The sequence below is a fragment of the uncultured Algibacter sp. genome, assembly GCF_963976535.1.
In the GTDB taxonomy this organism is placed as follows: Bacteria; Bacteroidota; Bacteroidia; order Flavobacteriales; family Flavobacteriaceae; genus Algibacter_B.
Genome location: NZ_CAXBLF010000016.1, coordinates 15,411 through 39,990, shown reverse-complemented (window position 1 = coordinate 39,990; position 24,580 = coordinate 15,411). Strand labels below are relative to the sequence as shown.

Genomic DNA, 24,580 nt, shown 5'->3' with positions numbered 1-24,580 from the left:
CGAAATCATAATTAAATAAAATCTATTAAATAATCAACTGTGATAGTTTTTAAAAATTTATACGTAGAGAGAATGTACCAAAATATGGTTAGATTTATTTTAGCAATATTGTAAATTTTAAGAAACCCATTAAAATAATAAATATAATAAAAAAATTGGTAAGTCTTTTTTTACTTACTATTATTAAGATACTGTTTTTAAATTCTTTAATAATATATCATTTTCATTTAAACGAATACCTTCAATTATCCAATTATTGAGAAGTTTACCTAAAAACAAAAAAAAGAGCTACAATTTCTTGCAGCCCCTCTATATTGATTAATAGCATTTATTAGACACCGTTGTTTATGAAAGTTCACATTTATATTTTAAATTCAAAACGGCTCCAAAACAAAAAAGCATCCCAATCTTCTTATTCAGAAAAAAGGAAAGCTTTCCATTGGATTACCAAAGTTACTTTGGTAAACTACTTCCCGAATTACCTTCGGGAACAACACAACATCATTATAATTACCAAAAAAAGCCCTAATTTCTCAGAGCTTTCTTTTTTGCAATTTTTAGCGGTCTGGACGGGACTCGAACCCGCGACCTTCGCCGTGACAGGGCGACATTCTAACCAACTGAACTACCAGACCGTTGCATTATTGCGGTTGCAAATATACACGCCTTTTTTTATATCTCAAATCTTTTTTTCTCTTTTTTATAGAAAACTTTCATCAAGCAAACTTTTGGCGTTCTATCATATAGGTAGTGAGGATGTTATTGAAATCTCTATTAATATCTGCCTCAACATATTTAATTTTGTATTGGGCACATTTTAATCGTAAAGCTTCAAAATACACATCAACTGCTTTGCTATAACTTTCTTTAATGGAATCGGCGTATAAGTTGATGTAATCGCCCGTTTCAACATCAATAAAACGTTTGGGCTTATTATCAAAATCGAAATTTAATTCTTTCTTTTTATCAAACACATGAAACAAAACCACCTCATGCTTATTATATTTTAAATGTCTTAAGGCTTCAAATAACTTAACTTCATCTTCACTTGTTTGAAACATATCTGTAAACAAGAAAATCATAGAGCGCCTATGAATCTTTTCTGCAATTTCATGTAGATACTTATAGGTTTCTGTTTGCTTATTTAAAGGTTTCGAAATAACAGCTTCACTTAAATGATTCAATAACATTTGACGATGACGTTCGCTCCCCTTCTCAGGCGCATAATAATCATAGTTATCACTATAAATACTTAAGCCTACAGCATCACGTTGCTTTTTTAAAATATGCATTAAAGAGGCTGCTGCCAATGCGGAAAACGCAATCTTATTTAGGCTGTTAATAGAAAACGAATCCAACTTCGGGTAGTTCATTGAACTACTATTATCTATAATAATATGACAACGCAAATTCGTTTCATCATCATAACGCTTTGTATAAAGCTTATCTGTTTTAGCAAACAGTTTCCAATCTATATGGCGCGTACTCTCACCTTGATTATAGATTTTATGCTCAGCAAATTCTGCCGAAAACCCATGAAACGGACTCTTATGCATACCGGCAATAAAACCCTCAACCACTTGTTTTGCAAGTAGCTCTAGGTTTTTAAATCCTTCTGCTTTATTAAGTTCGTTTTGTAAATTCATAAGAAGCCCCCACCTAACCTCCCCAAAGGGGAGGAACACTCATGAGGTAAAAGTGTATTGTTAATATTTAAAGATTCATTTTAATAACCGGCAACCCACTTTCCACAACAGTGGCATTCCCCCTTCGGGGGTTAGGGGCTGTTTAGGGGCTTATATCGCTTTATCTACAATGCCGTAGGCCACAGATTCTTTTGCTCCCATCCAATGGTCACGGTTAAAATCTTTCATGACTTTATCAAAGGTTTGCCCACAATTATCAGCTAATATTTGCGCACTTAACTCTTTAGTAATTACAATCTCTTTAGCCGTAATTTCAATATCACTGGCTTGTCCTCTAGCGCCACCGCTTGGTTGATGAATCATCACACGCGCATGTGGTTGAATAAAACGTTTCCCTTTTGTACCAGCAGATAATATTAGTGAACCCATAGAGGCTGCAAAACCCGTACAAATGGTAGACACATCGCTTTTTAAAGATTTCATAACATCATAAACAGCAAAACCAGAAGTTACATAACCTCCAGGGCTGTTAATATATAAATGGATATCCTTAGTCTCTAATGCATCCAAATACATCAACCTATCAATAACATGTTTAGCCGATTCATCATCAACCTGTCCCCATAAAAACACTTTACGTTGTTCTATTAATTTACTATCAATAGCATCTTGAATTTTTTTATGCTCACTCATATCTTTTAAATTTTCAATCGTTTAATTATTTTATAAGCTGAGAACTTTGGCAACCATTTTCAGCACTTTCGTTATTAATTTGCATCTAAAATAAAAAAAGGCTCACCAATACGGCAAACCTTTTCAACTTTCTTTTTCTTATCTATTACAAAAGCCCGTCAATAGCATCTGTGTACGCATTTTTAGGTGCAACACCAACTTGCCTACCAACAACTTCTCCATTCTGAAACACCAAAACAGTAGGTATGTTACGCACACCATATTTAGCAGCAAACTCTTGGTTAGCATCAACATCAACCTTTCCTACAACAGCTTTACCATCATACTCTTCGCTAATTTGCTCTATAATTGGTCCAACCATTCTACATGGTCCACACCAAGCAGCCCAAAAATCAACCAATACTGGTTTGTCACTTTTTAATACCGTTTCTTCAAACGTTGCATCTGTTATCTCTAATGCCATAATATTTATATTTTAATATTTCTTAATTCGTTTTAATCATACAAAATTAGTCAAAAAAAACTCGAAAGCTTACAAACCAACAATTTGTTTTGCCTATGATAGCATTAGCTAGGTTTATTTCAATTTTTTGGGCGCAACCACAAGGGTCGGGCTATCCGTTACAAGTCCTCGCTCCCAAAAGGTCGCTGTGGGCTTTCCTCTACTATCCCTTGCGCATAGGCGTTCCCAAAACAAAATCACAATTAAGCAACTAAAAAGTTGCGTATATCGAATTCTTGCTTTAATTTAGCAACCACAAAGTTGCATATTAATCAAAAAACGAATAAAATGAAAGATTCAATCAAAAAAGAAATCGTATTTAATCACGCCATAGACCAAGTATGGAACGCCATTTCAAAAGCCGAAGAAATATCTACCTGGTTTATCCCTGCTGATTTTAAAGCAGAAAAAGGATATAAGTACACATTTACTTCACCTCCAAACGAGAAAGGTTGCACTGTTATTAGTGGCGAAGTAAAAAACGCAAGTCCGTACCTATTAATATATACATGGATAGTTGGCGATACAAAAACAGAAACTACCGTAAAATGGGAACTAACTTCTACACCAAACGGCACAAAGCTCTTTTTAGAACACTCAGGAATTTCAAATTATGCTGGCGAAACAGCCGTAGCCATGTTCGAAAGTTTTAATGGTGGCTGGGATAATTGTATTTCTGGTTTAACTAGCTATTTAAAAGAAACGGTTAATGCAGGATAAAATCACCAAACTATTTAAGGCCATTGCAGATCCAACTAGGCGTGATATTTTTCACGCCTTGGTTATTGCAACCTCAGCATTGTCTATCACTCAAATTTCAAATCAGTTTGAAATGACAAGACAAGGTGTTACCAAACATATTAAAACACTTGAAGAAGCAGGTTTGGTATTTATTGATGCTCAAGGACGCGAACGCTTTTGTAACGCCAACCCAAAAGAACTTCAAGAAGTGAATAAGTGGATGAAATTCTATGAGCAATTCTGGGATGATAAATTGAGTAATTTAGGGGATTATTTGGATGGAAAAGCTTAATCAATATCGTCATTGTGAGGAGTGTGTGACGTAACAATCTGTTGATAGAAAGCTGAAAAATCGAAGTTACCGACAAACAGATTCCCACGCTTTTTTTCCATTGAAAAAGCTCAGAATGACAGTTCGATTAATATCAATTCAACTTAAACTGGACATCCTGCGCCTCCAACTCACTTAAAAGCTCTTGACTTACTTTTACTTTTTGCCTTCTACTTGGCATACTTAACTTCATTTTTTCCTTAATATCATAAACTAAAAAGTAAAGCGCTTGATTCCTACGCTACCGCTAAGCTCTGCTTAGTGGCGGTAAGAATAAGAAAACTGAACCTCCATTTATTTCCAGAAAGCTTTCAGAATTCATTGTTGTTGCCACTAAGCAGAGCTTAGCGGTAGCACGGGGAGAAATAAAATACTAAAACCTTACTCTACCACCTTCTCAAACACAGCCTCTAAATTTACTAAAACCCATAAGTCTTGCTCTAAATCGAAAAACATTTGTTTTACCTTTACAGTAACCATAGTAACACTATTTAAAGTTAAATCGTAAGGATATGGGTAGTGTTCATTAATAAAAAAATCTGCGTCTACTTCTAAGCCATCATAATAATAATGTGCTATTCTATCAATTTTACCATCTTTTAAAAAAACTATCTTAGAATAATCTCCGTCGCTATATCTCAGGTCTATAATTCCTAGTTCAGGATAGTAGAAATCTCTTGGTAGGGACAACCTAAAATACCATTTGTTTGCACCGTAAGTTGATTCAGTAAAGATTAAATCGTCCATAGGCTTTCTAAATCCAGTATAATAAACACTTAGCTCTTCTTTAAAATTTTCAGATTTTATGTTATCATAATTTAAATCTAAAGCAGTATCAGAGGTTAAACTTATTAATTCATAATTACCTAGATTGGGGTGGGGTACTGGTGTATCTTCTTTATTACAAGAAACTAGTAGAGAGATACTTAATATTGTTACTATTATTTTCATGGCCTAATTTTTAAAGTAGGCAGCAATAAAATTGCTGCCTACTCTTATTAATTATTAAAATTGCACCTGAACTGGTCGCATTTCTAGCATTGAACTTGAATTTCTATATATCCTTGGATATAATTGATTATCACAAGGATTTTTAATTAATACTTGATCTGAAAATGGAATTTCCATTCTACCTAAAATATCGCTTCCTTCAACCCATTTCTCGTTTCTTTCTTGAGAATTAACTTCCCTACGCTACCGCTAAGCTCTGCTTAGTGGCGGTAAGAATAAGAAAACTAAACCTCCATTTATTTCCAGAAAGCTTTCAGAATTCATTGTTGTTGCCACTAAGCAGAGCTTAGCGGTAGCACGGGGAGAAATAAAATACTAAAACCTTACTCTACCACCTTCTCAAACACAGCCTCTAAATTTACTAAAACCCATAAGTCTTGCTCTAAATCGAAAAACATTTGTTTTACCTTTACAGTAACCATAGTAACACTATTTAAAGTTAAATCGTAAGGATATGGGTAGTGTTCATTAATAAAAAAATCTGCGTCTACTTCTAAGCCATCATAATAATAATGTGCTATTCTATCAATTTTACCATCTTTTAAAAAAACTATCTTAGAATAATCTCCGTCGCTATATCTCAGGTCTATAATTCCTAGTTCAGGATAGTAGAAATCTCTTGGTAGGGACAACCTAAAATACCATTTGTTTGCACCGTAAGTTGATTCAGTAAAGATTAAATCGTCCATAGGCTTTCTAAATCCAGTATAATAAACACTTAGCTCTTCTTTAAAATTTTCAGATTTTATGTTATCATAATTTAAATCTAAAGCAGTATCAGAGGTTAAACTTATTAATTCATAATTACCTAGATTGGGGTGGGGTACTGGTGTATCTTCTTTATTACAAGAAACTAGTAGAGAGATACTTAATATTGTTACTATTATTTTCATGGCCTAATTTTTAAAGTAGGCAGCAATAAAATTGCTGCCTACTCTTATTAATTATTAAAATTGCACCTGAACTGGTCGCATTTCTAGCATTGAACTTGAATTTCTATATATCCTTGGATATAATTGATTATCACAAGGATTTTTAATTAATACTTGATCTGAAAATGGAATTTCCATTCTACCTAAAATATCGCTTCCTTCAACCCATTTTTGAGTTCTTTCACTACTATTTGTTTCTTCCGTTGAAGCACCAAATTTAAGTCCTACTTTAATTTTATCACCTAAAGGAATACTTGTATCTACATTTACATTTGTATTATACTTTTTAACGTTAGATGTTTTTGTACTTATCTCTGTTGTAAAATCTATTTCTTTAATTTCTAAGTTCCAAATATTAGAATATTCTGTTAAATCCCAAGCATGTATATGCAATACTGTAGCGTTTATATCTGCGGATGTAAAATCAAGACCTTTAAAATCACTTATTACTGGTCTCCAATAAGTTCTTTTCCATCTAACTGGCCATGCGCCTCTGCGGCGTACAACAGATTCATGCGTATATGTAAATAAATCATCAGGCCTAGCATTAAAAGCTAACGTGAAATTTATATTTGGTCTATTTTTAGCATTATCGGTAATAGATATTCCAATCTCAAAATTACCGTCTGTCCATGGCACACGACGTTCTCTTTCCCAGTTTTGGTTTGCACGTTGAGGGTCTAGATTAGAACCATTAGTTTGATTTGCCATTCTATTAAATACTAATTCTGCATCTCCCTGTAATTTAAAATATGTAATAGCCTCTAAATATTTTCCGCCCACATAAGTATTCGTAGTTTGTGTTGGAGTTAATTGATAGTAAATATTATCCCGATGCCAAGGTTGTGATACATTACCATCAAATACATTATAAGCCGTTTTAAGAAATTGTTCCACATTATTTTGACGACCAGAGATGATTGTAGCAGGAGGGTTACACGACCCGCTGCCACCACCGCCACCACCGCCGCCGTTACCGTCGTCTATGTCAATTGGTTCAAATATTGATAGTTCAGCATTCATATTATCATCTAAAAATCGATAGCTTTGCCCGCCACTCGTGTTTAAAATCTCTGTTGATCTTCCAAAATTATTGTTACCATTATTCACAGCTAATCTTTCGTTATTTTTAATTACAATTACTGGATATCCAGGAACTAAATCTTGTTCTAACACATATTCATAACTGTTTACAGCATCAATCATAGGGACTTCGTTAGTAGTTTCTAATCTTATAGCAACTACTGGAATCTGTTCATCATCATTAGGATCCCAAGTTTCTGCGGAAAAAGAATTTTCTGGCAGTTCTGGAACAAATATTGTTAATAATGGCAATTGTTGTTCAATTTGCGCTAACTCATTTTTATCTTTAAAATAACTCTCCACAAGTCCGCTTAATGTTGCCACAGAACTATTTTTCGCATTTGTTTTAAGTCTGTAATTTACAGGTTTGTCTTTTACGGCATGGTACAAAACATCATAATCTTTGTTAAATTTTTTTAACGCTTCTGTTTTAATAAACCTTCTAAGTTCTGGACTTTCCTTAATAGCAAGAGCCATAGCTCGTCCAAATTTTAATTTAAATTTGTCAGCTTCTTTCAAATCTAAACTTTCAATTGTTTTAGACTCTTCATTATTAATTTCATTTTGTGTTTCATAATTATCACTTTTAAAGTTTTCATTACTGCAACTTTGAGATAATGACCCCAAAACAAAGATTAATAATAAAGATATGTTACTTATTTTCATTCTTTTACTTTTTAAATTTATATTTTTGTCAGTCTTGAAAATCTTTTTATTAAAGCGGGAGAGGCGTTTCTTGCCAAAAATAATTTAAATCCTCTAATGGTGTGACTTTTGTTCTATTTCATAGGCATTTGTTTTAAAGTTAATACTCGGAATATTTATATTTTATTAACATACTATTAGAGGTTTTTATAACTTAAACATAAAATATTTCATATTTGTATTTTAAGACATAAACCTCATGTAATACCTCTCAAATATGAAAAAAAAAAAAATTATTCTTACAACATAAAGTTGTGTTTTTTTGCAAATTTTAGTCATTTTCAATATTCTTACTGTGGGTTTCCCGTAAAATGAAAGATTTTGGCTATAACATTCATGCAATTATCTCACGCTTTATAAAAAATAGTAATATTTAAACCCTAAAATCGTTTTACTTTTGCATCAATAAATTTAGGCTCAAGTTTAAAATAATGTTGATAATTGCAAAGAAAATTAATTATTTAGTGTATTTGTATGTGATTTTTAAAATCGATCAATCTCAAAACTTTTAAATTTAGGCGATTCAAGCATAATACCTACGCTACCGCTAAGCTCTGCTTAGTGGCGGTAAGAATAAGAAAACTGAACCTCCATTTATTTCCAGAAAGCTTTCAGAATTCATTGTTGTTACCACTAAGCAGAGCTTAGCGGTAGCACGGGGGTAGCACGGGGTATAAAACTGTATTATTTTTGTTGGTTATAATATAGGCATAAGATTATTGCATAAAAAGATTAAAACATTCATTAATTCGTCATTGTGAGGAGTTCCGATAATTATCGGATAACGTAACAATCTGTTGAAAGGAAACTATAAGCTCGAAGAAATCAACAAACAGATTCCCACTCTTTTTTTCCATTGAAAAAGCTCAGAATGACAGTTCGATTAATATCAATTCAACTTAAACTGGACATCCTGCGCCTCCAACTCACTTAAAAGCTCTTGACTTACTTTTACTTTTTGCCTTCTACTTGGCATACTTAACTTCATTTTTTCCTTAATATCATAAACTAAAAAGTTAAGCGCTTGGTTGCCTGGGTGCATATGTAGCAACTCTTTTAAAGCCATTATTTTTTGCTCATCCAAATCCTTTATATCAACTTGAATAGATAGTTTTTTTGCATATTGTTCCATCACATCATGCAACAACTGGAAATTATTAAACTGCAATCGCGGATCACTTTTCTTACCGGTATCCTTATTTACCCAACCTTCACGAATAAATGATTTTACAAACACAAAACTATTCTTCAGCAAGAAGTGTCTGAACTTTAAATACTCTTCTCCAAAAATTCTAAATTCATAACTATCGGTATAATCTTCAATAGTAAATAATGCCCATCCTTTCCCTTGTTTGCTAACGCGATGTTGTACATCGGTAACCACACCACCAAACACCAATTCACGATTAACATAAGGTTCTAAAGTATTAAACATGCCAACAGTAGCATTACAAAAGGTTTTCATTTCTGTTTTAAAATCATCCAACGGATGCCCAGAAATATAAACGCCAACAACTTCGCGCTCTTTGCTCAATTTCTCCATGGTTCCCCACTCTTCACATGGCGGCACTTCGGGTTCTGCTATTTGCACATCACTAGCTTCGCCAAACAAACTTACTTGAGCAGAATTTTCGTTTTCTTGATGTTTATGAGCATACTTAATGGCCTTTTCTAAAAAGGTAATCCCATTGCCATCATCATGAAAATATTGTGCTCTGTGCGTATCATCTAAACCATCAAAACCTCCTGCCAAAGCTAAATTTTCAAATGCCTTTTTATTGGCTGCACGTAGATCGATTCGCTTCGCAAAATCGAAAATGGATTTATAAGGTCCATCCTTTTTTCTATGCTCAACAATCGTCATTACTGCACCATGACCAACACCTTTTATAGCGCCCATTCCAAAGCGTACTGCATAATCTTTATTTACTGAAAACTTATAAAACGATTCGTTTATATCCGGACCAAGTACATCCAGTTTCATGCGTTTACATTCATCCATAAAGAACGTCACCTGCTTAATGTCGTTCATATTATTAGACAAAACAGCTGCCATATATTCCGCAGGATAATGGGCTTTTAAATAAGCCGTTTGGTAAGCAATCCACGCGTAACATGTGGAGTGAGATTTATTAAAGGCATAACTCGCAAAGGCTTCCCAATCTTTCCAAACTTTCTCTAAAATTTTAGCATCATGCCCGTTAGCACTGGCTTGCTCAATAAACTTAGGCTTCATTTTATCGAGAACCGCAATTTGCTTTTTACCCATCGCTTTACGTAAAACATCGGCTTCACCTTTTGTAAAACCTGCTAGACTTTGAGATAACAACATCACTTGCTCCTGATATACCGTAATACCATAAGTTTCCTTTAAGTACTCTTCCATCGCTGGTAAATCGTACTCAATATCTTCATCACCATGTTTTCTTCTAACGAAACTTGGGATATATTCCATGGGTCCCGGACGGTACAAGGCATTCATGGCAATTAAGTCTTCAAAAACAGTGGGTTTTAAATCTTTAAGATGCTTTTGCATCCCAGGTGATTCATACTGAAATACACCAACAGTTTCTCCTCTTTGGAACAACTCATAAGTCTTTTCATCATCTAAAGGAAACGTATCAGGATCGAGTAAAATATCGTGTTTTGCTTTGACTATTTTAACGGTGTCTTTAATTAAAGTCAGCGTCTTTAATCCTAAGAAATCCATTTTTAGTAAACCAGCATCTTCCACCACCGAGTTATCAAACTGCGTGACATACAAATCAGAGTCTTTAGCAAGCGCTACGGGAACGAATTTTGTAATATCATCAGGCGTAATAATCACACCACAGGCATGAATCCCTGTATTACGGACAGAACCTTCAAGCGTTCTAGCAAGATTTACAGTTTCTGCTTGCAAATCATTACCATCAGCTATATTTAAAAGTTCATTAACTTTTTCTAAATCTTCTGCTCTAAACTTTTTTCCTAATTCCTTTTCATCTAATCCAAAAATCTTTCCGAGTTTAGACATCGTCGGAATTAACTTCGCAATTCTATCGGCATCAAATAATGGTAAATCTAAAACACGCGCCGTATCTCGAATGGATGATTTTGCAGCCATAGTACCATAAGTAATAATCTGTGCCACTTGACTTGATCCATATTTTTCAATCACATAATCCATCACACGACTTCTGCCTTCATCATCAAAATCGATATCAATATCTGGCATACTAATACGATCTGGATTTAAGAAACGCTCAAAAAGTAAATCGTATTTTAATGGATCTATATTTGTAATCCAAAGACAATACGCTGCCACAGAACCTGCTGCAGAACCACGCCCTGGACCTACCGAAACATCCATATTTCTAGCTTCTCGAATAAAATCTTCAACAATTAAGAAATACCCAGGATAACCAGTGTTTTCAATAACACTAAGTTCAAAATCAAGTCGTTCTTGGACTTCTTCAGAAAGTGTTTCGCCATAACGTTTTTTGGCACCTTCGAATACCAAATGTTTTAAATAAGCATTTTCTCCGCGTTTACCGCCATCTGCTATGTCGTTTTCATGTTTAAACTCCTCTGGAATATCAAAAGCAGGTAATAAAACATCCCGAGCTAATTGAAATCCTTCAATCTTATCGACTACTTCTTGCACATTAGAAATCGCCTCAGGAACATCTTTAAAAAGTTGCTTCATGGCTTCAGGCGATTTAAAATAATACTCCTGATTTGGTAATCCGTAACGATAACCACGTCCCCGTCCAATTGGAGTCGCTTGTTTTTCGCCATCTTTTACACACAATAAAATATCGTGCGCATTTGCATCTTCTTGATTTTGATAATAGGTATTGTTTGATGCTATTAACTTCACATCATGTTTTTTGGCTAGTTTAATTAGGGTTGGGTTAACACGATCTTCGTCTTCTTGATTATGGCGCATGAGCTCTACATACAGATCGTCTCCAAATTCGTTCTTCCACCAAAGCAAGGCTTCTTCAGCTTGATTTTCACCAACATTTAATACTTTACTTGGCACTTCACCATATAAATTCCCAGTAAGTACTATAATGTCTTCTTTATATTGCTGAATCAGTTTTTTATCAATTCTTGGTAGATAGTAAAACCCATCTACATACGCATGCGATGATAGTTTTGCTAGATTATGGTAGCCATTTTTGTTTTTAGCCAACAACACGATTTGGTAACCGTTATCTTTTCTGGTTTTATCTTGATGATTTTCACACACAAAAAACTCACAACCAATAATGGGTTTTATAGGCTTTGCATCTGTAGTTTCTCCCTTTTCTTCTGCCTCAGCAATTTTAGCTTTAACACCACTATTATGTTTGTTTACAGCATTCACAAAGTGAAACGCGCCCATCATATTTGCATGATCCGTCAACGCCACTGATGGCATGTTATATTTGGCTGCCGCCGAAACAATATCAGCAACACTCATGGTAGATTGTAATACCGAAAATTGCGAATGATTATGCAAATGCACAAAATCTACATCTGCTAACTCTGATATATTTTGATTGATATCTTCAGCCGGAACATCTCTTTCTTGAACTTTTTTAATGCGCTCGTTTATTTTAGCACTTTCCTTTTTAAGGTTGACATGCTTTAAACCAATTAGCTGGATAGTATCGGGATTTTCTTTTTTGAAATTCTCAAAATAATCAGGCTGAACATCCAATTGTTCTTTGCTGTATTCACCCAAACGAATTAACTCTAAAAAACAACGTGTTGTAGCTTCAACATCAGCTGTGGCATTATGCGCATCAGCAAATGGTTGATTAAATAAAAATTCGTGTAGTTCAGTAAGTGTTGGTAGTTTGAATTTTCCATAACGCCCTCCAGGAAGCTGACATAAGCTTGCTGTATGTTCTGTACAGGTATCTAAAAGGGGGAGTTCTTGTAAAGGGTTTTCAACAGCACCACGCACAAATTCGGCACCCATAATATTCAAATCGAACTTGACGTTTTGTCCAACAACAAATTTGGTCTTACTTAAAGCTTCATTAAATTTTTCTAAAACCTCAGCTAATGGAATCCCTTGTTCTTGAGCTAACTCTGTAGAAATACCATGAATTTTCTCAGCATCATAAGGAATATTAAAACCTTCTGGTTTCACCAAATAATCCTGACTTTCAATACAATTACCCATACCATCGTGCAATTGCCATGCAATTTGAATACACCTTGGCCAGTTATTGGTATCTGTAATGGGTGCGTTCCAGCGTTTTGGTAATCCGGTAGTTTCTGTATCGAAAATTAAGTACATTCTCCTGCTAACCTCCTAAAATGGGAGGGATTTATTTCTATTTATTAGTAAATATGCGTTTTGTATAGAACAGTAACGAGCCTATAAAAATACATAGAAATGATAGGTTTTTAAAGTGAAGTTATAAACAGTTGTAAACAGTTGTAAACAGGTAAAAAAACCTATCTAAAAGCCAGTTTTTATGACAAAAATCATATTTCATGTAATAATTGTTACATACTTTTATTCGGTATTTAAAAATTTCTGTAACTAAAAAATTATAATATTATGAAACTCTTGAACAAAACAAGTTACTTAATCATTCTAATGTCAAGTTTATTGATACTTGGATGTACCAATGACACAGAATATATTACTGGACCAGCAGGAACTGATGGTATAGATGGAATTGATGGCATTGATGGGGTTGATGGGGCTAATGGTGTTGGTGCAGAATCTTGTATTTCATGTCACTCCAACGAACATAGAGCGCCTATTGAAGGGTCTTATGCTCTGTCTGGTCATGCAAATCAAACTATGATGTACACAGGTCAAACTTTGGCAGAATATACAAATAGGACTTTTTGTGCCGAATGCCATACAAATGAAGGGTATGTAGAGTATCAAGAAACTGGTTTTGTTGCTGCTGAATTTGCAAATCCAACGGCTATATCATGTACAACCTGTCATGATAAACATGGCACATTTGACTTTGAAAATGATGGCTACGATTATGCCTTGAGAAATTTTGACCCTGTTCCTTTAAGAAAAGTCAATCTTGATTATGTAATTGATTATGGTGATAAAAGCAATAACTGCATTACATGTCACCAACCCAGAACAATACCTAGACTTGATGCTGATGAAGACGGTATGATTGAAGTTCCTAACCGTTATGGCCCACACTATGGCGCACAATCCATAATGCTTGAAGGCGTTTATGGTGCCGAAATTGCTGGAGATATTGAATATCCCGCAGCCATTTCTTCTACACATAGAAATGGCGCATCCTGTGTAAGCTGCCACATGGGAGAACCTAATAATACTGGTGAAGACGGATTGCATACTATGTCACGTACATTTACAGCTTGCGCTACTTGCCACACAGACGCCGAGTCTTTAATGAACAATTTACAAACGGAAATTACTGGGCTAATGGGTGAGCTTGAAGTACTGTTCGCCGACAAAGGAATTCTTGATGCAGAGGGTAATTTAGTATATGATGTTGAATATCCCAAAGATGTTGCAGATGCATACTGGAACTACAGATTTGTATATTACGACCATAGTCAGGGCGTGCACAACCCAGCTTATGCCAGAGCATTACTTAACAACTCAATTAAAGCATTAGAATAAAGATTTTAACTCACCTATAAAAAGGTTTAACCGTTCCTAAATATAAGCGTTTAGAATTGCTAAACCTTTTTATAGCTTTAGTTAATCTCATTTACAAAAGGAAACGAGGTGTTTAAAAACACATCTCCATTTGACATATCTCTGTAGAAGTTTAGTACATGACAAAAATATAAAAGTGTCAGATTGAGCGCAGTCGAAATGCTTTTGAATACGATATTTCCAATGTCTTCGACTGCGCTCAGATTGACATCCGATATATTATCAATTTTTGTCATGTACTCAGCTGTAGAAGTTAAAAACAGAAAAGAATCACTTAAAAAAGCCATAGTTTTTAAAAAAAATAATTGGTAGTAAACATGTTAAATAACTCGTAATAAATTACAAACTATTAGTTTTCATTAAATCAATCGCACCACTAGTGTTAATTCATTATAAAAGTCTAATCACCAATGACTTAGTCTCGTAAAATCCTCTGCTTTTTATGATATAAGTCATAATTATTGTAGCAATTGTTACATACTTTTATATAGAATTTTAAAATCAATATAAAACTAAATATATTATTATGAAAATTTTCAAATTAATTACCGCGTTAATTATTACAGTAACATTTGTTTTAGGTTGCACCCACGACGATTATGTTCCAATTACTGGAACAGGTGACGTTGGTATTGGTGAAAGCTCTGATGAATTACTAGTAAAAAAATTCTCTACAGCTCCTCTTTTTGATGGAAATATTGATGATGTTTGGAGTGAAGCCAGACCTTTAATAAATAAGGCTACTGTTTCTGGTGCAGGTGATAGACAAATCACATTAAATGGATCAAGTGGTGGGGATTTATCATTAGAACCTACAGATTTAATGGATCCCTACACTGGTGAAAGCTACAGCTACTCTTTAAGAGGTGGTCATGACGGTGAATACTTATACCTATTGTTTGAATGGGAAGACGATACTGATAGCCGAGACAGACAGTCTTGGTATTTTGACCCTAATTCAGGTGTTTCAGGTGAATGGAAACAAGAGAACAAATACGCAAATCATAAAAATGATAAATTTTATGAAGATAAATTTGGTTTTATGTTCCCAATAGCCAATCCTGCTGGATTTAACGAAGGTACATGTACAGTTACTTGTCATAGTAATTTAGAATTATTACCTAATTCTTTGGCAGACGGACATAAAGTTACAAGACACTACATGAAAAATGAAGGTGAATTGGCTGATTTTTGGCATTGGAAACGCGACAGACATGCTTTAGCTGAAGCTGCTGATGATGGTTTCGTACAATGGGAAGATGATTTTGATAAAGCATCTGCAAATGGAAGAAAAAATGATGATGGAATTTCTCCATATAGTACGGGTATGAAATTTACAGATCCTGACAACGATTTAAGCGGTCCTAAATACGTAATTCCAACTAGAGAAAATTACTATTGGATTACACAAACAGAAATAGATAACGGAACCGCAAAAGCTGTTACAGATGTGGCTGCCAACGGTGTTTTAACTTATGATGGAGGAACTATTGACCCTAATGGAGACCCTGCTTATTCTCAAGGGTTTGGTAACAAAAGAATGCCAAGCGTAATAATTAACCCAGGTGGACAAGGAAATGATGGTAGATCTGAAGTACAAGTGAAAGCTATACATACTGGTTCTGGATGGCAATTAGAAATTAGAAGGTTACTATATACTGGCGACCCTACAGATGCTGAGTTTAAGATTGGGGAAACCTTACCTTTTGGTTTAGCAATATTTAATAATGCTGCAATTGCGCATGGTCAAACTAACTTCCTATCAATGAAAATTGAAAATTAATCTTACCATCAAATAGTGCAGGCTATATTGTGTCTGCACTATTTGATAATAAGTATACTTGATAAAAATGTATGATATGAAAAAACTATTTCAAATATTAGTAATCATAGGTATTAGTTTATCTCTAGACTCATGTTATTATGATTCTATTTATGAGCCTATAGCTGATGATGATGATGGAAGTACCATAGAAGATGTTACTTTTAGTAATGATATAGCACCAATTTTTGGATTCTGTAGTAATTGTCATGATGGAAGTCTAAACCCTGATTTACGAGATGGAAATGCATATAATTCACTAGTTCCAACTTACGTTACGGCTAATGATGCAGAAGGAAGCCCACTATATATTAAATTAAAAGATGGTCACCAAAATTTACCAGCGAGTAGACTAGAATTAGTTAGAACCTGGATAGACCAAGGCGCTATAGAATAATCAACCTTTAAGAAAACAGACATGAAAATATATAAAATATTACTTTTAGCCGTTTTGGTCTTACCTCTATCAGTCTTTTCTCAAGAACAGGTTAATGATACAATTGTAAAAGATAAACTAGAACGCCCAGCCTTTGAAAGTTCTTTTTTAATAGACAACCCAACAAATGTTTTATTTAGTAAAAACACTTTAGAGGTACAAATGTCTCATAGATTTGGAGAACTTAATGACGACAAAAACGATTTAGCCGGTTTTTATGGTTCAGCCAATATTAGAATTGGATTAACATATGGAATTCACGAAAGATTAACCATAGGGTTCGGTACTACTAAAAACAAGAACTATCAGGACTTTAACTGGAAAGCCGCAATATTAAGACAAACACGTTCAGATAAAATGCCAATAAGCGTGAGCTATTATGGGAATTTTGCCATAGATGCAAGAAGCAAAGACCAAGGTCTTTTTCGAGAGACCTCAGATAGATACTCGTTTTTTAATCAATTAATTATAGCTCGCCGATTTAACCCAAAACTTTCTTTACAAGTTGCTCCAAGTGTTTCTCATTATAATACAGTTGCTACTACAATGAGAAATGACATGGTTGCCATTGCATTTGGAGGCCGCTATAAAATTAGTGACCAAACATCTGTAATAGCAGATTATAGTCAACCACTTACCAAAATGAGGTTAGATAATCCACCTCCAGGAATTAGTTTAGGAGTTGAATTTGGAACATCAGCACATACCTTCCAATTATTTGTAACAAATTATTGGGGTATTGTTCCTCAGGAAAACTACATGTTTAATAATAAAACCACAGGACTTGAAGGTAATAAAGGACAATACCTTATTGGATTTAATATCACTAGAAACTATAATTTTTAAACATTATGAAAAATAAATCTAGAAAAGGAGCAAAAATCTCTCGTCGTGGCATGTTGCCACTTTTAGGAGGTAGTTTACTAATTCCTTTTCTAGGTTTTAGTAACCCAGCTATCAATAATAATATTATTCCCGAAGATGAAGAAGAGTACAAAACACTCTTAAAAGCAGACGGTACTACGGTAAAAGTTAGAACTAGCACCCTAAATAAATCGAAAATTGTAAAGAAAAACATATCAAATAAATCATTCAGAAACTGGCTTAGTAAAAAACTATAATTAACTATAATTTCCTTTAACTCAATATAATCATGGAAGATAAGAACAAAAGCTCAAGACGTAAATTTCTTGACAAAGGTTTAAAACTGGGAATTGTTAGCGCAATTGGCGGACTTGGCTTGTCTAAAATCACCTCCAAATTAAATGCAACTAACGATGATAGTTCTGGAGAGAAAATGGAATTAATGACTACCGACGGGACATTAATCCAAGTTGATTCTTCTGAGGTTTTAGAAATTGAACACCCAGCCGATAATGATAAAAAATACAATGTAAGGGAAGGGATGCCCAACCGCAAATTTGTAATGGTTGTCGATTTGGCACGCTGTAAAAACGCCTTAAAATGTCAGAGCGCATGCAACAAACACCATTATATTACAGGTGATAATGCATGGATAAAAATATACAAAATGCAGGAATCAAAAGATACCGCACCTTACTTTATGCCAACGACTTGTCAACATTGTGATCATCCGCCATGTGTTACTGTTTGCCCTGTTGATGCCACTTTTAAGAGAAGGGATGGCTTAGTGCTAATTGATAATGAACGTTGCATTGGTTGCCGGTTCTGTATGGCAGCTTGTCCTTATTCAACAAGGGTATTTAACTGGAGTGAACCGGACCAAGGCGAAATTACATTAAACATGGATATGTATCAACACGAATATTTATCACCGGAGTACGCCGGCATGCCAAGCCTAAAAGGTACGGTTGATAAATGTGATTTCTGTCCGCATTTTGTAAAGAATAATGAATTGCCAAAATGTGTAGAAGTTTGCCCTAATAATGTATTTTATTTTGGTGATAAATATGAAGACACCGTGTCTAATAGTGATGAAATAGTACGCTTGAGCGAATTATTGGAAGAAAGGGCAGGTTATCGTTTAATGGAAGGTTTAGGTACAGAGCCCAGTGTATATTATTTGCCGCCTAAAGACAGGATGGTAGATTTTGAAGAAGCTTTAAAGAATTATAAAGAATTTGAATCTGTTGAAAAGCCTGAGTAGCCATGGAAAACCATAAAACACTTATCTATGATTTAGCTCCAAGGAAATTTGGAAAACGTGGCGTTATCTGGACACTGTTCCTCGTTGTAATTATAATTGCCGGAATCGTGGCTTATATAGATCAATTAATAAAAGGCCAAGAAGTAACCAATATGCGCGATTATGCGCTTTGGGGAATCTACATTTCCAATTTTGTGTTTTTCGTGGCCACAAGTTTTGTAGGAACTGTTACTGTTGCCATATTACGATTAACCAATAATTCGTGGCGAACACCATTGGTTAGAATTGCCGAAATTATTTCTGTAGCGGCCATTATTATGGCAGGCATCACCATTATGATTGATATGGCAAGGCCCGATAGATTATTAAATCTTTTCATCCACGCCAGATTACAATCACCCATTACCTGGGATGTGGTAATAATACCCACCTATATTGTTATTAGCTTGTTATTATTATATTTCCCTCTACTGCCTGATTTTGCCATTCTCAAGAAACACTTTAAAAAAACAAAGCCAAAATTAAGCAAGTGGTACGGTAAACTGTCTTTAAACTGGAAGGGAAGCGTGGCGCAAAAAACCATTCAGACAAAATCCATTAAAATCATTGCAATAATGATTATTCCAGTTGGTATTTTATTACAGACTATTGATGCGTGGCTATTCTCAACAACCTACAGAACTGGTTGGGACAGTACAAATTTTGCCCCTTACTTTATATCTGGAGCTTTTGTTGCCGGAATTGGAGCGCTTGTTACTGTTATTTATGTAGTAAGACGTGTTAAAAAACTTGAACATTATATTACAGATTATCATTTTGATAAGTTGGGTAAATTACTGGTGTTAGCTTTATTATTATATTTTTATTTTAATATCAATGAATATTTAATCCCTTCATTTACAGCTAAAAAAGATGAATCGGTTCATTTAAATACACTTTTTACAGGGTCTTATGCGACATTATTCTGGTTTGTTACCATTGTTGGACTTATAATCCCTATTATAGTGTTATTGTTTAAAAAGGGAAGAAAACCATATCCCATGTTTTTCATTGGGCTTATTGTGGTAATTGGCTCTTGGTGGAAACGTTTTGTTATCGTTACCCCTACACTATTACACCCTTTTTTACCTATACAAGGTGTTCCCGAATCTTGGAGGCACTATTTCCCGAGCTTGCACGAATGGTTAATAACAATTGCAACTTTGGCCATGGCATTATTAATTATTACCATTTTAGTACGCTATTTACCTGTCATCCCTATTCAAAGAACTTATGAAGAACAGGAATTATTAAAAACGGATAAAACCATTGAGACATGAAACTTTCAAGAATAAATCAATTACACTTTCGTTTTATTTTGCTTGCATTACTAAATGTGGTTTTACTAACATCTGGTTTTCAAAATCTATATGCCCAAAACACTAAAAAGAACAGGGTTAGAATAAAAACCAACTATGTAAAAATAATGGATGGCGAAAGTTATTTCGATATTAGGGCAACATCAAAAGTGGAAAAGGAAAATGTCGATGTCTCACATGTCGATATCCTTGTTTATAATGAAATTGAAGATGAAAAAATTAAACTAGGAACAATTACTACCGATGTAAAAGGCCAAAGCAGATATACATTAAAAAGTATAAATGACATAAAACCCGATTCTACAAATACTTATAATTTATTGTTTTCTTTTAAAGGGAATGACCAGTTTAAAAAAGCCTCAAAAAGCTTTAGTTTTAAAGATGTTGATATTGTTGACGCAAAAGTAATTACAATACATGGCATTAATTATATAACGGCAACGCTATCAGATCCAAACACAAAAAACCCAATTGCAGATGAATCTCTTGGTGTACTGGTACAACGCCTATTTAAATCTTTAAGAATTGGAGAAGAATTCAATAATACCGATGAAAATGGCACTATAGTTGTCCCATTTGAAGAAGAATTACCTGGTGTTGATGGCAATTTAACCTTTGAAATCGTTTTAAATGACCATGACGATTACGGGACCGTTAAAGCCTTGATCAATGCGCCTTTAGGAATACCTGTTGTGCACGAATCAACATTTGATGATAGAACATTATGGTCACCAAGGAACAAAACACCATTGTTCATCCTTGTGTTCGCCAATTTATTGATACTGGGTATTTGGATACCAGTCATATATTTAATAACTAATTTATTTAAAATTAATAATGCAAAAACGTAACACTATGAAAACACTAAAAAATTTAGTTGGCATCGGAATTGTCCTATTTGTTTTTTATTCATTCACAACTTTCATTCAGGAAGAATGGATAGTGCCTGAAAAATACATCAATATGAAAAACCCAACAAATCCTAGTGAAGATTTAGATATAGGAAAATCACTCTACAGTAAACACTGCAAATCCTGCCATGGCAAAGAAGGTTATGGTGACGGCCCAAAGGCAGATGAGCAAGAAGGCGATTTGGGAGATTTCTCTTCTGAAGAATTTCAAACCCAAACCGATGGTGCCATATTTTACAAATCTACTTTTGGAAGAGACGATATGCCAGAATACACAAAAAAAATGCCTGATGACGAAGACAGATGGCTTATTGTAAATTATATGAGAACCTTAGCGGAATAACCTAAGGAATAAAATTGCATTATTAATTTATTAAGCAATTTAAACAACCATAAAATGAACCCGTCATTACGCTATATTAGTATTTCACATAAAACAGCTTCGACTAAACAAAGGGAAGTATTCCATATTCCTTTGGAAAAGAAAAGTGATTATGTGCAACTTATATGTAATACTTTTCCAGATATTGACGGTTTACTATTTTTAACAACTTGCAACAGGACTGAAATATATTTTGAAACCACAACGCATTCGGCAACAAGTATTCGCAATTTTTTAATAGATTTAAAATCGCCTAAAAGCAGTTTAATAGACAAAAAATTATTTGAGCTTAGCGATACTACTGAAGCCACTGTAAGACACCTTTTGGAAGTAGCATCAGGATTAGAATCTTCAGTTCTGGGCGATTCAGAGATTATACATCAAATTAAAAAATCGTATCAATTTTCAATGACCCACAAATTACAAGGGTCTTTATTGGAACGCGCACTCCAAAGCGTCTTTAAAAGTCATAAGCGAATTAGTAATGAAACTAATTTTAGAGATGGAACAACGTCTGTTGCTTATAAAGCTTTAAAAGTCATTCAAACTAATTTTAAAAAGGCCAGCTCAACATCAAAAAAAATACTTTTCATTGGAGCTGGCGATATTGTTAAACAATTGTTTAAATATAATTCAAAATTTAATTACAGCAATATTTACATTAGTAACCGCAGTGAAGAAAAAGCCGTTATATTGGCCCAAAACAATAGGTGTAAAACATATCCTTGGGCGAACGTTCTAGCAAATAATTTTGATGATTTTGAAGTTGTTATAAGCGCCGTAAGTAATTGCTCAAATCTAATACATAATATCCCATTTTCAAATCTTAAAGTACGACTTCTTGATTTAGCTGTACCGTGTAATATTGACAAAAATCTGATGTATCAGAATAATGTCATATTTCATGATTTAGATTCTATTTCAAAAGAACTTGAAGAAAATAAAGAGTTACGTATAGCTTCCAAAAGCGACGTTATTAATATTATTATAGAAGAACTTGCATCTTACAACGAGTGGCTTAATGAAGCGCCATTAAGAGCGCTTTTGGCAAAGTTAAAAATCTCTATAAATAACGTGGTTACCAAACATTATCAATCTAATGTTGAAGGCTCTCAAATTAAATTGGTTACTAATCAAGTCATGAAAAAATTAATCCATCAAACAGAAACATTAGCATTAATTCCTGAAAATGAATTAAATAAAATAATATCTAAAGAAGCTTCATTTTTTATTAACAACTTGTAATAAACAAACACTACAAAGCGCTATAATTTTTTGTTGCTTTTACCACAATTCTTTTCCTAAATTCTCTAAATTATACTACTTTAGAGCCTACTAAAAAAATTTAATATGAAATTTAAATTACTGTATGTAGGGGTTTTTACGATTCTTATCAATTATAGTTGCATAGCACAAATCGTCCCACTTTATGTTGGCACATACACTAATGGAGACAGCGAAGGTATTTACCAACTCCAATTCAATACAGAAACTGGGGAATTAAGCAACCAAAAACTTGCTATAAACATAGACAACCCTTCATTTTTAACATATTCAGCAGATAGAAAATATCTATATTCAACAAACGAAACGGATAACGGTTTTTTATCTTCATATAAAATAAATGACGACGGTAGTTTGGCACTTTTAACCCGTGTTAGCAGCCAGGGAAAAGGCCCCTGTCATATATCAATTAATGAAGACGGAACTAAAGTTGCTGTTTCTAATTATGGCGGAGGCACGGTTTCTATTTATCCAGTGAACACAAATGGTAGCTTAAGCGAGGTGTCCCAAGTTTTTAATCATAATACTGAAAATGAAAAATCGCATGTACATTCTGCTCAATTTTTTAAAGATGATTTGTTTGTTTCAGACTTAGGAAGAAATGCCGTATATCAATATAAATTAAAAAATAACAATTACAAACTTAAGTCTCCGGCTATAGTTAAAACGGAAGGCAATCCGGGACCGAGACATTTTTCAATAACCAATAACGGTGAGTTTATTTATATTATCAATGAATATGGAAGCTCAATAACTTCAGTAAAAAAAACAGCCGATGGATTTGAGAAAATAGACCATGATTCAACTTTAAATGATAGCTACAAAGGAAACAATTCGTGCGCCGATATTCATTTATCAAAAGATGAGCGCTTTTTATACGGCTCTAATCGAGGTGAAAATTCAATTGCTGTATTTAAAAGAGTTATTAATACTGGTAAAATTGAAAAAATACAAAACATGTCTGTTCATGGTGATTGGCCACGAAACTTCGCCCTAGACCCTGCGGGTAAATTTCTATTAGTAGCTAATAAAAAGAGTAATAATATTGCTGTTTTTAGTATCGACAATACTTCTGGTAAACTCTCCTTTTTACACGAGGTTAAAGCACCTGAACCTGTTTGCCTATTATTCTAAAATTCATCAAAAATAAACCACTGAAAATTAAATATTTATAGTATATTTGCGCCCTCATTAATAACCGAGGTCGAGAACCTCAAATAATTAATAATTATGCCAGTAAAAATTAGATTACAAAGACACGGTAAAAAAGGGAAACCTTACTATTGGATCGTTGCAGCTGATGCACGTTCAAAAAGAGATGGTAAATACTTAGAAAAATTAGGTGCTTACAATCCAAACACAAATCCAGCAACTGTTGAATTAAACGTTGATAGTGCTGTAACATGGTTACAGAATGGTGCACAACCAACTGATACGGCTAAGACTTTATTGTCTTACAAAGGTGCTTTATTAAAAAATCATCTTGCAGGTGGTGTTAGAAAAGGGGCTTTAACTGAAGAGCAAGCTGAAGCTAAATTTACTGCTTGGTTAGAAGAAAAAGAAGGTAAAGTTCAAGCTAAAGCTGATGGTTTATCTGATGTTGAAGCAAAAGCTAAAGCTGATGCTCTAGCTGCTGAAAAAGCTGTTAACGAAGCAAGAATTGCTGCTGCTGCTCCTGTTGCTGAAGAAGAGGTTGTTGAAGAAACAGCAATTGTAGTTGAAGAGGCTGAAACCACTTCAGAAGAAGTAACTGAAACTGTAGAGGACGTTGTTGGAAAAACAACTGAAGTTGTAGCTGAGGAAACTCCTGCTGCAAAAGAAACGGCTCCAGCTGCTAAAGAAGCAAAAGCTTCAAAAGAAGAAGAATAGAAAAATTAATTTTTTATACTTTTAAACTCCGATATAACTTATCGGAGTTTTTTATTTAATCAAACTTCTAAAAAGTTTGATTAAATAATTCCCA

General features: G+C 34.1%; 21 protein-coding genes and 1 tRNA gene. 14 read left to right on the top strand and 8 right to left on the bottom strand.

The window, feature by feature from the left end; all coding sequences use genetic code 11:
• Positions 1-561 precede the first annotated feature (561 nt).
• The 4 genes from AAC024_RS06700 to trxA all read right to left on the bottom strand — a co-directional run bounded on the left by AAC024_RS06700 (position 562) and on the right by trxA (position 2,802).
• Positions 562-635, bottom strand: a tRNA-Asp gene (locus AAC024_RS06700).
• Positions 636-716: 81 nt separating this feature from the next.
• Positions 717-1,646, bottom strand: coding sequence for a DUF58 domain-containing protein (locus AAC024_RS06695; RefSeq protein ID WP_339894510.1), 930 nt, complete (start codon positions 1,644-1,646; stop codon positions 717-719).
• A gap of 150 nt (positions 1,647-1,796) precedes the next feature.
• Positions 1,797-2,339, bottom strand: coding sequence for an ATP-dependent Clp protease proteolytic subunit (locus AAC024_RS06690; protein ID WP_339894508.1), 543 nt, complete (start codon positions 2,337-2,339; stop codon positions 1,797-1,799).
• Between the two features lie 145 nt (positions 2,340-2,484).
• Positions 2,485-2,802, bottom strand: a complete 318-nt coding sequence (trxA, locus tag AAC024_RS06685) for a thioredoxin (RefSeq protein WP_139695772.1) — start codon at positions 2,800-2,802, stop codon at positions 2,485-2,487.
• Between the two features lie 327 nt (positions 2,803-3,129).
• Here trxA and AAC024_RS06680 point away from each other — a divergent pair, with 327 nt between their 5' ends.
• Together AAC024_RS06680 and AAC024_RS06675 are read left to right on the top strand one after the other, a co-directional pair.
• Positions 3,130-3,561 (top strand): SRPBCC domain-containing protein, encoded by a 432-nt coding sequence (locus AAC024_RS06680; protein WP_339894505.1) that lies wholly within the window; start codon positions 3,130-3,132, stop codon positions 3,559-3,561.
• Positions 3,551-3,874 (top strand): metalloregulator ArsR/SmtB family transcription factor, encoded by a 324-nt coding sequence (locus AAC024_RS06675; protein WP_339894503.1) that lies wholly within the window; start codon positions 3,551-3,553, stop codon positions 3,872-3,874. The genes AAC024_RS06680 and AAC024_RS06675 overlap by 11 nt, the downstream gene beginning before the upstream one ends.
• 420 nt (positions 3,875-4,294) lie before the next feature.
• Here AAC024_RS06675 and AAC024_RS06670 read toward each other — a convergent pair whose 3' ends face one another.
• The 4 genes from AAC024_RS06670 to dnaE form a co-directional block, all read right to left on the bottom strand.
• Positions 4,295-4,864: a hypothetical protein gene (locus AAC024_RS06670; RefSeq protein ID WP_339894501.1), complete on the bottom strand. Its 570-nt coding sequence runs from the start codon at positions 4,862-4,864 to the stop codon at positions 4,295-4,297.
• A 383-nt stretch (positions 4,865-5,247) separates the two neighbouring features.
• Complete coding sequence (locus AAC024_RS06665; RefSeq protein WP_339894501.1) at positions 5,248-5,817, bottom strand: hypothetical protein; 570 nt, start codon at positions 5,815-5,817, stop codon at positions 5,248-5,250.
• Positions 5,818-5,871: 54 nt separating this feature from the next.
• Complete coding sequence (locus AAC024_RS06660; RefSeq protein ID WP_339894499.1) at positions 5,872-7,605, bottom strand: hypothetical protein; 1,734 nt, start codon at positions 7,603-7,605, stop codon at positions 5,872-5,874.
• 928 nt (positions 7,606-8,533) lie between these two features.
• Positions 8,534-12,922, bottom strand: a complete 4,389-nt coding sequence (gene dnaE, locus AAC024_RS06655) for a DNA polymerase III subunit alpha (RefSeq protein ID WP_339894497.1) — start codon at positions 12,920-12,922, stop codon at positions 8,534-8,536.
• Positions 12,923-13,189: 267 nt separating this feature from the next.
• On the opposite strand from dnaE, the gene AAC024_RS06650 reads away from it, so the two are divergent.
• From AAC024_RS06650 to AAC024_RS06595, 12 genes are all read left to right on the top strand, one after another.
• On the top strand, positions 13,190-14,257 hold the full coding sequence (locus tag AAC024_RS06650) for a hypothetical protein (RefSeq protein ID WP_339894495.1): 1,068 nt from the start codon (positions 13,190-13,192) through the stop codon (positions 14,255-14,257).
• 565 nt (positions 14,258-14,822) lie between these two features.
• Positions 14,823-16,079: an ethylbenzene dehydrogenase-related protein gene (locus tag AAC024_RS06645; RefSeq protein WP_339894493.1), complete on the top strand. Its 1,257-nt coding sequence runs from the start codon at positions 14,823-14,825 to the stop codon at positions 16,077-16,079.
• Between the two features lie 76 nt (positions 16,080-16,155).
• On the top strand, positions 16,156-16,515 hold the full coding sequence (locus tag AAC024_RS06640; RefSeq protein ID WP_339894491.1) for a hypothetical protein: 360 nt from the start codon (positions 16,156-16,158) through the stop codon (positions 16,513-16,515).
• A 21-nt stretch (positions 16,516-16,536) separates the two neighbouring features.
• Positions 16,537-17,400, top strand: coding sequence for a DUF5777 family beta-barrel protein (locus AAC024_RS06635; RefSeq protein WP_339894490.1), 864 nt, complete (start codon positions 16,537-16,539; stop codon positions 17,398-17,400).
• 5 nt (positions 17,401-17,405) lie between these two features.
• Positions 17,406-17,675 carry a hypothetical protein gene (locus tag AAC024_RS06630; RefSeq protein WP_339894488.1) on the top strand — a complete coding sequence of 90 codons (270 nt, stop codon included), beginning with the start codon at positions 17,406-17,408 and terminating at the stop codon, positions 17,673-17,675.
• Positions 17,676-17,707: 32 nt separating this feature from the next.
• Positions 17,708-18,682, top strand: a complete 975-nt coding sequence (locus tag AAC024_RS06625; RefSeq protein WP_339894486.1) for a 4Fe-4S dicluster domain-containing protein — start codon at positions 17,708-17,710, stop codon at positions 18,680-18,682.
• A 2-nt stretch (positions 18,683-18,684) separates the two neighbouring features.
• On the top strand, positions 18,685-20,001 hold the full coding sequence (nrfD, locus tag AAC024_RS06620; protein WP_339894485.1) for an NrfD/PsrC family molybdoenzyme membrane anchor subunit: 1,317 nt from the start codon (positions 18,685-18,687) through the stop codon (positions 19,999-20,001).
• Positions 19,998-20,891, top strand: a complete 894-nt coding sequence (locus tag AAC024_RS06615; RefSeq protein ID WP_339894483.1) for a hypothetical protein — start codon at positions 19,998-20,000, stop codon at positions 20,889-20,891. The genes nrfD and AAC024_RS06615 overlap by 4 nt, the downstream gene beginning before the upstream one ends.
• A gap of 4 nt (positions 20,892-20,895) precedes the next feature.
• Positions 20,896-21,294: a cytochrome c gene (locus tag AAC024_RS06610; RefSeq protein WP_339894481.1), complete on the top strand. Its 399-nt coding sequence runs from the start codon at positions 20,896-20,898 to the stop codon at positions 21,292-21,294.
• 54 nt (positions 21,295-21,348) lie between these two features.
• Complete coding sequence (locus AAC024_RS06605) at positions 21,349-22,578, top strand: hypothetical protein (RefSeq protein WP_339894480.1); 1,230 nt, start codon at positions 21,349-21,351, stop codon at positions 22,576-22,578.
• 105 nt (positions 22,579-22,683) lie between these two features.
• A complete protein-coding gene (locus AAC024_RS06600) occupies positions 22,684-23,751 on the top strand; it encodes a lactonase family protein (protein ID WP_339894478.1) in 1,068 nt (355 codons plus the stop codon).
• A gap of 96 nt (positions 23,752-23,847) precedes the next feature.
• A complete protein-coding gene (locus AAC024_RS06595) occupies positions 23,848-24,486 on the top strand; it encodes a 30S ribosomal protein S16 (RefSeq protein ID WP_339894476.1) in 639 nt (212 codons plus the stop codon).
• Positions 24,487-24,580 lie beyond the last annotated feature (94 nt).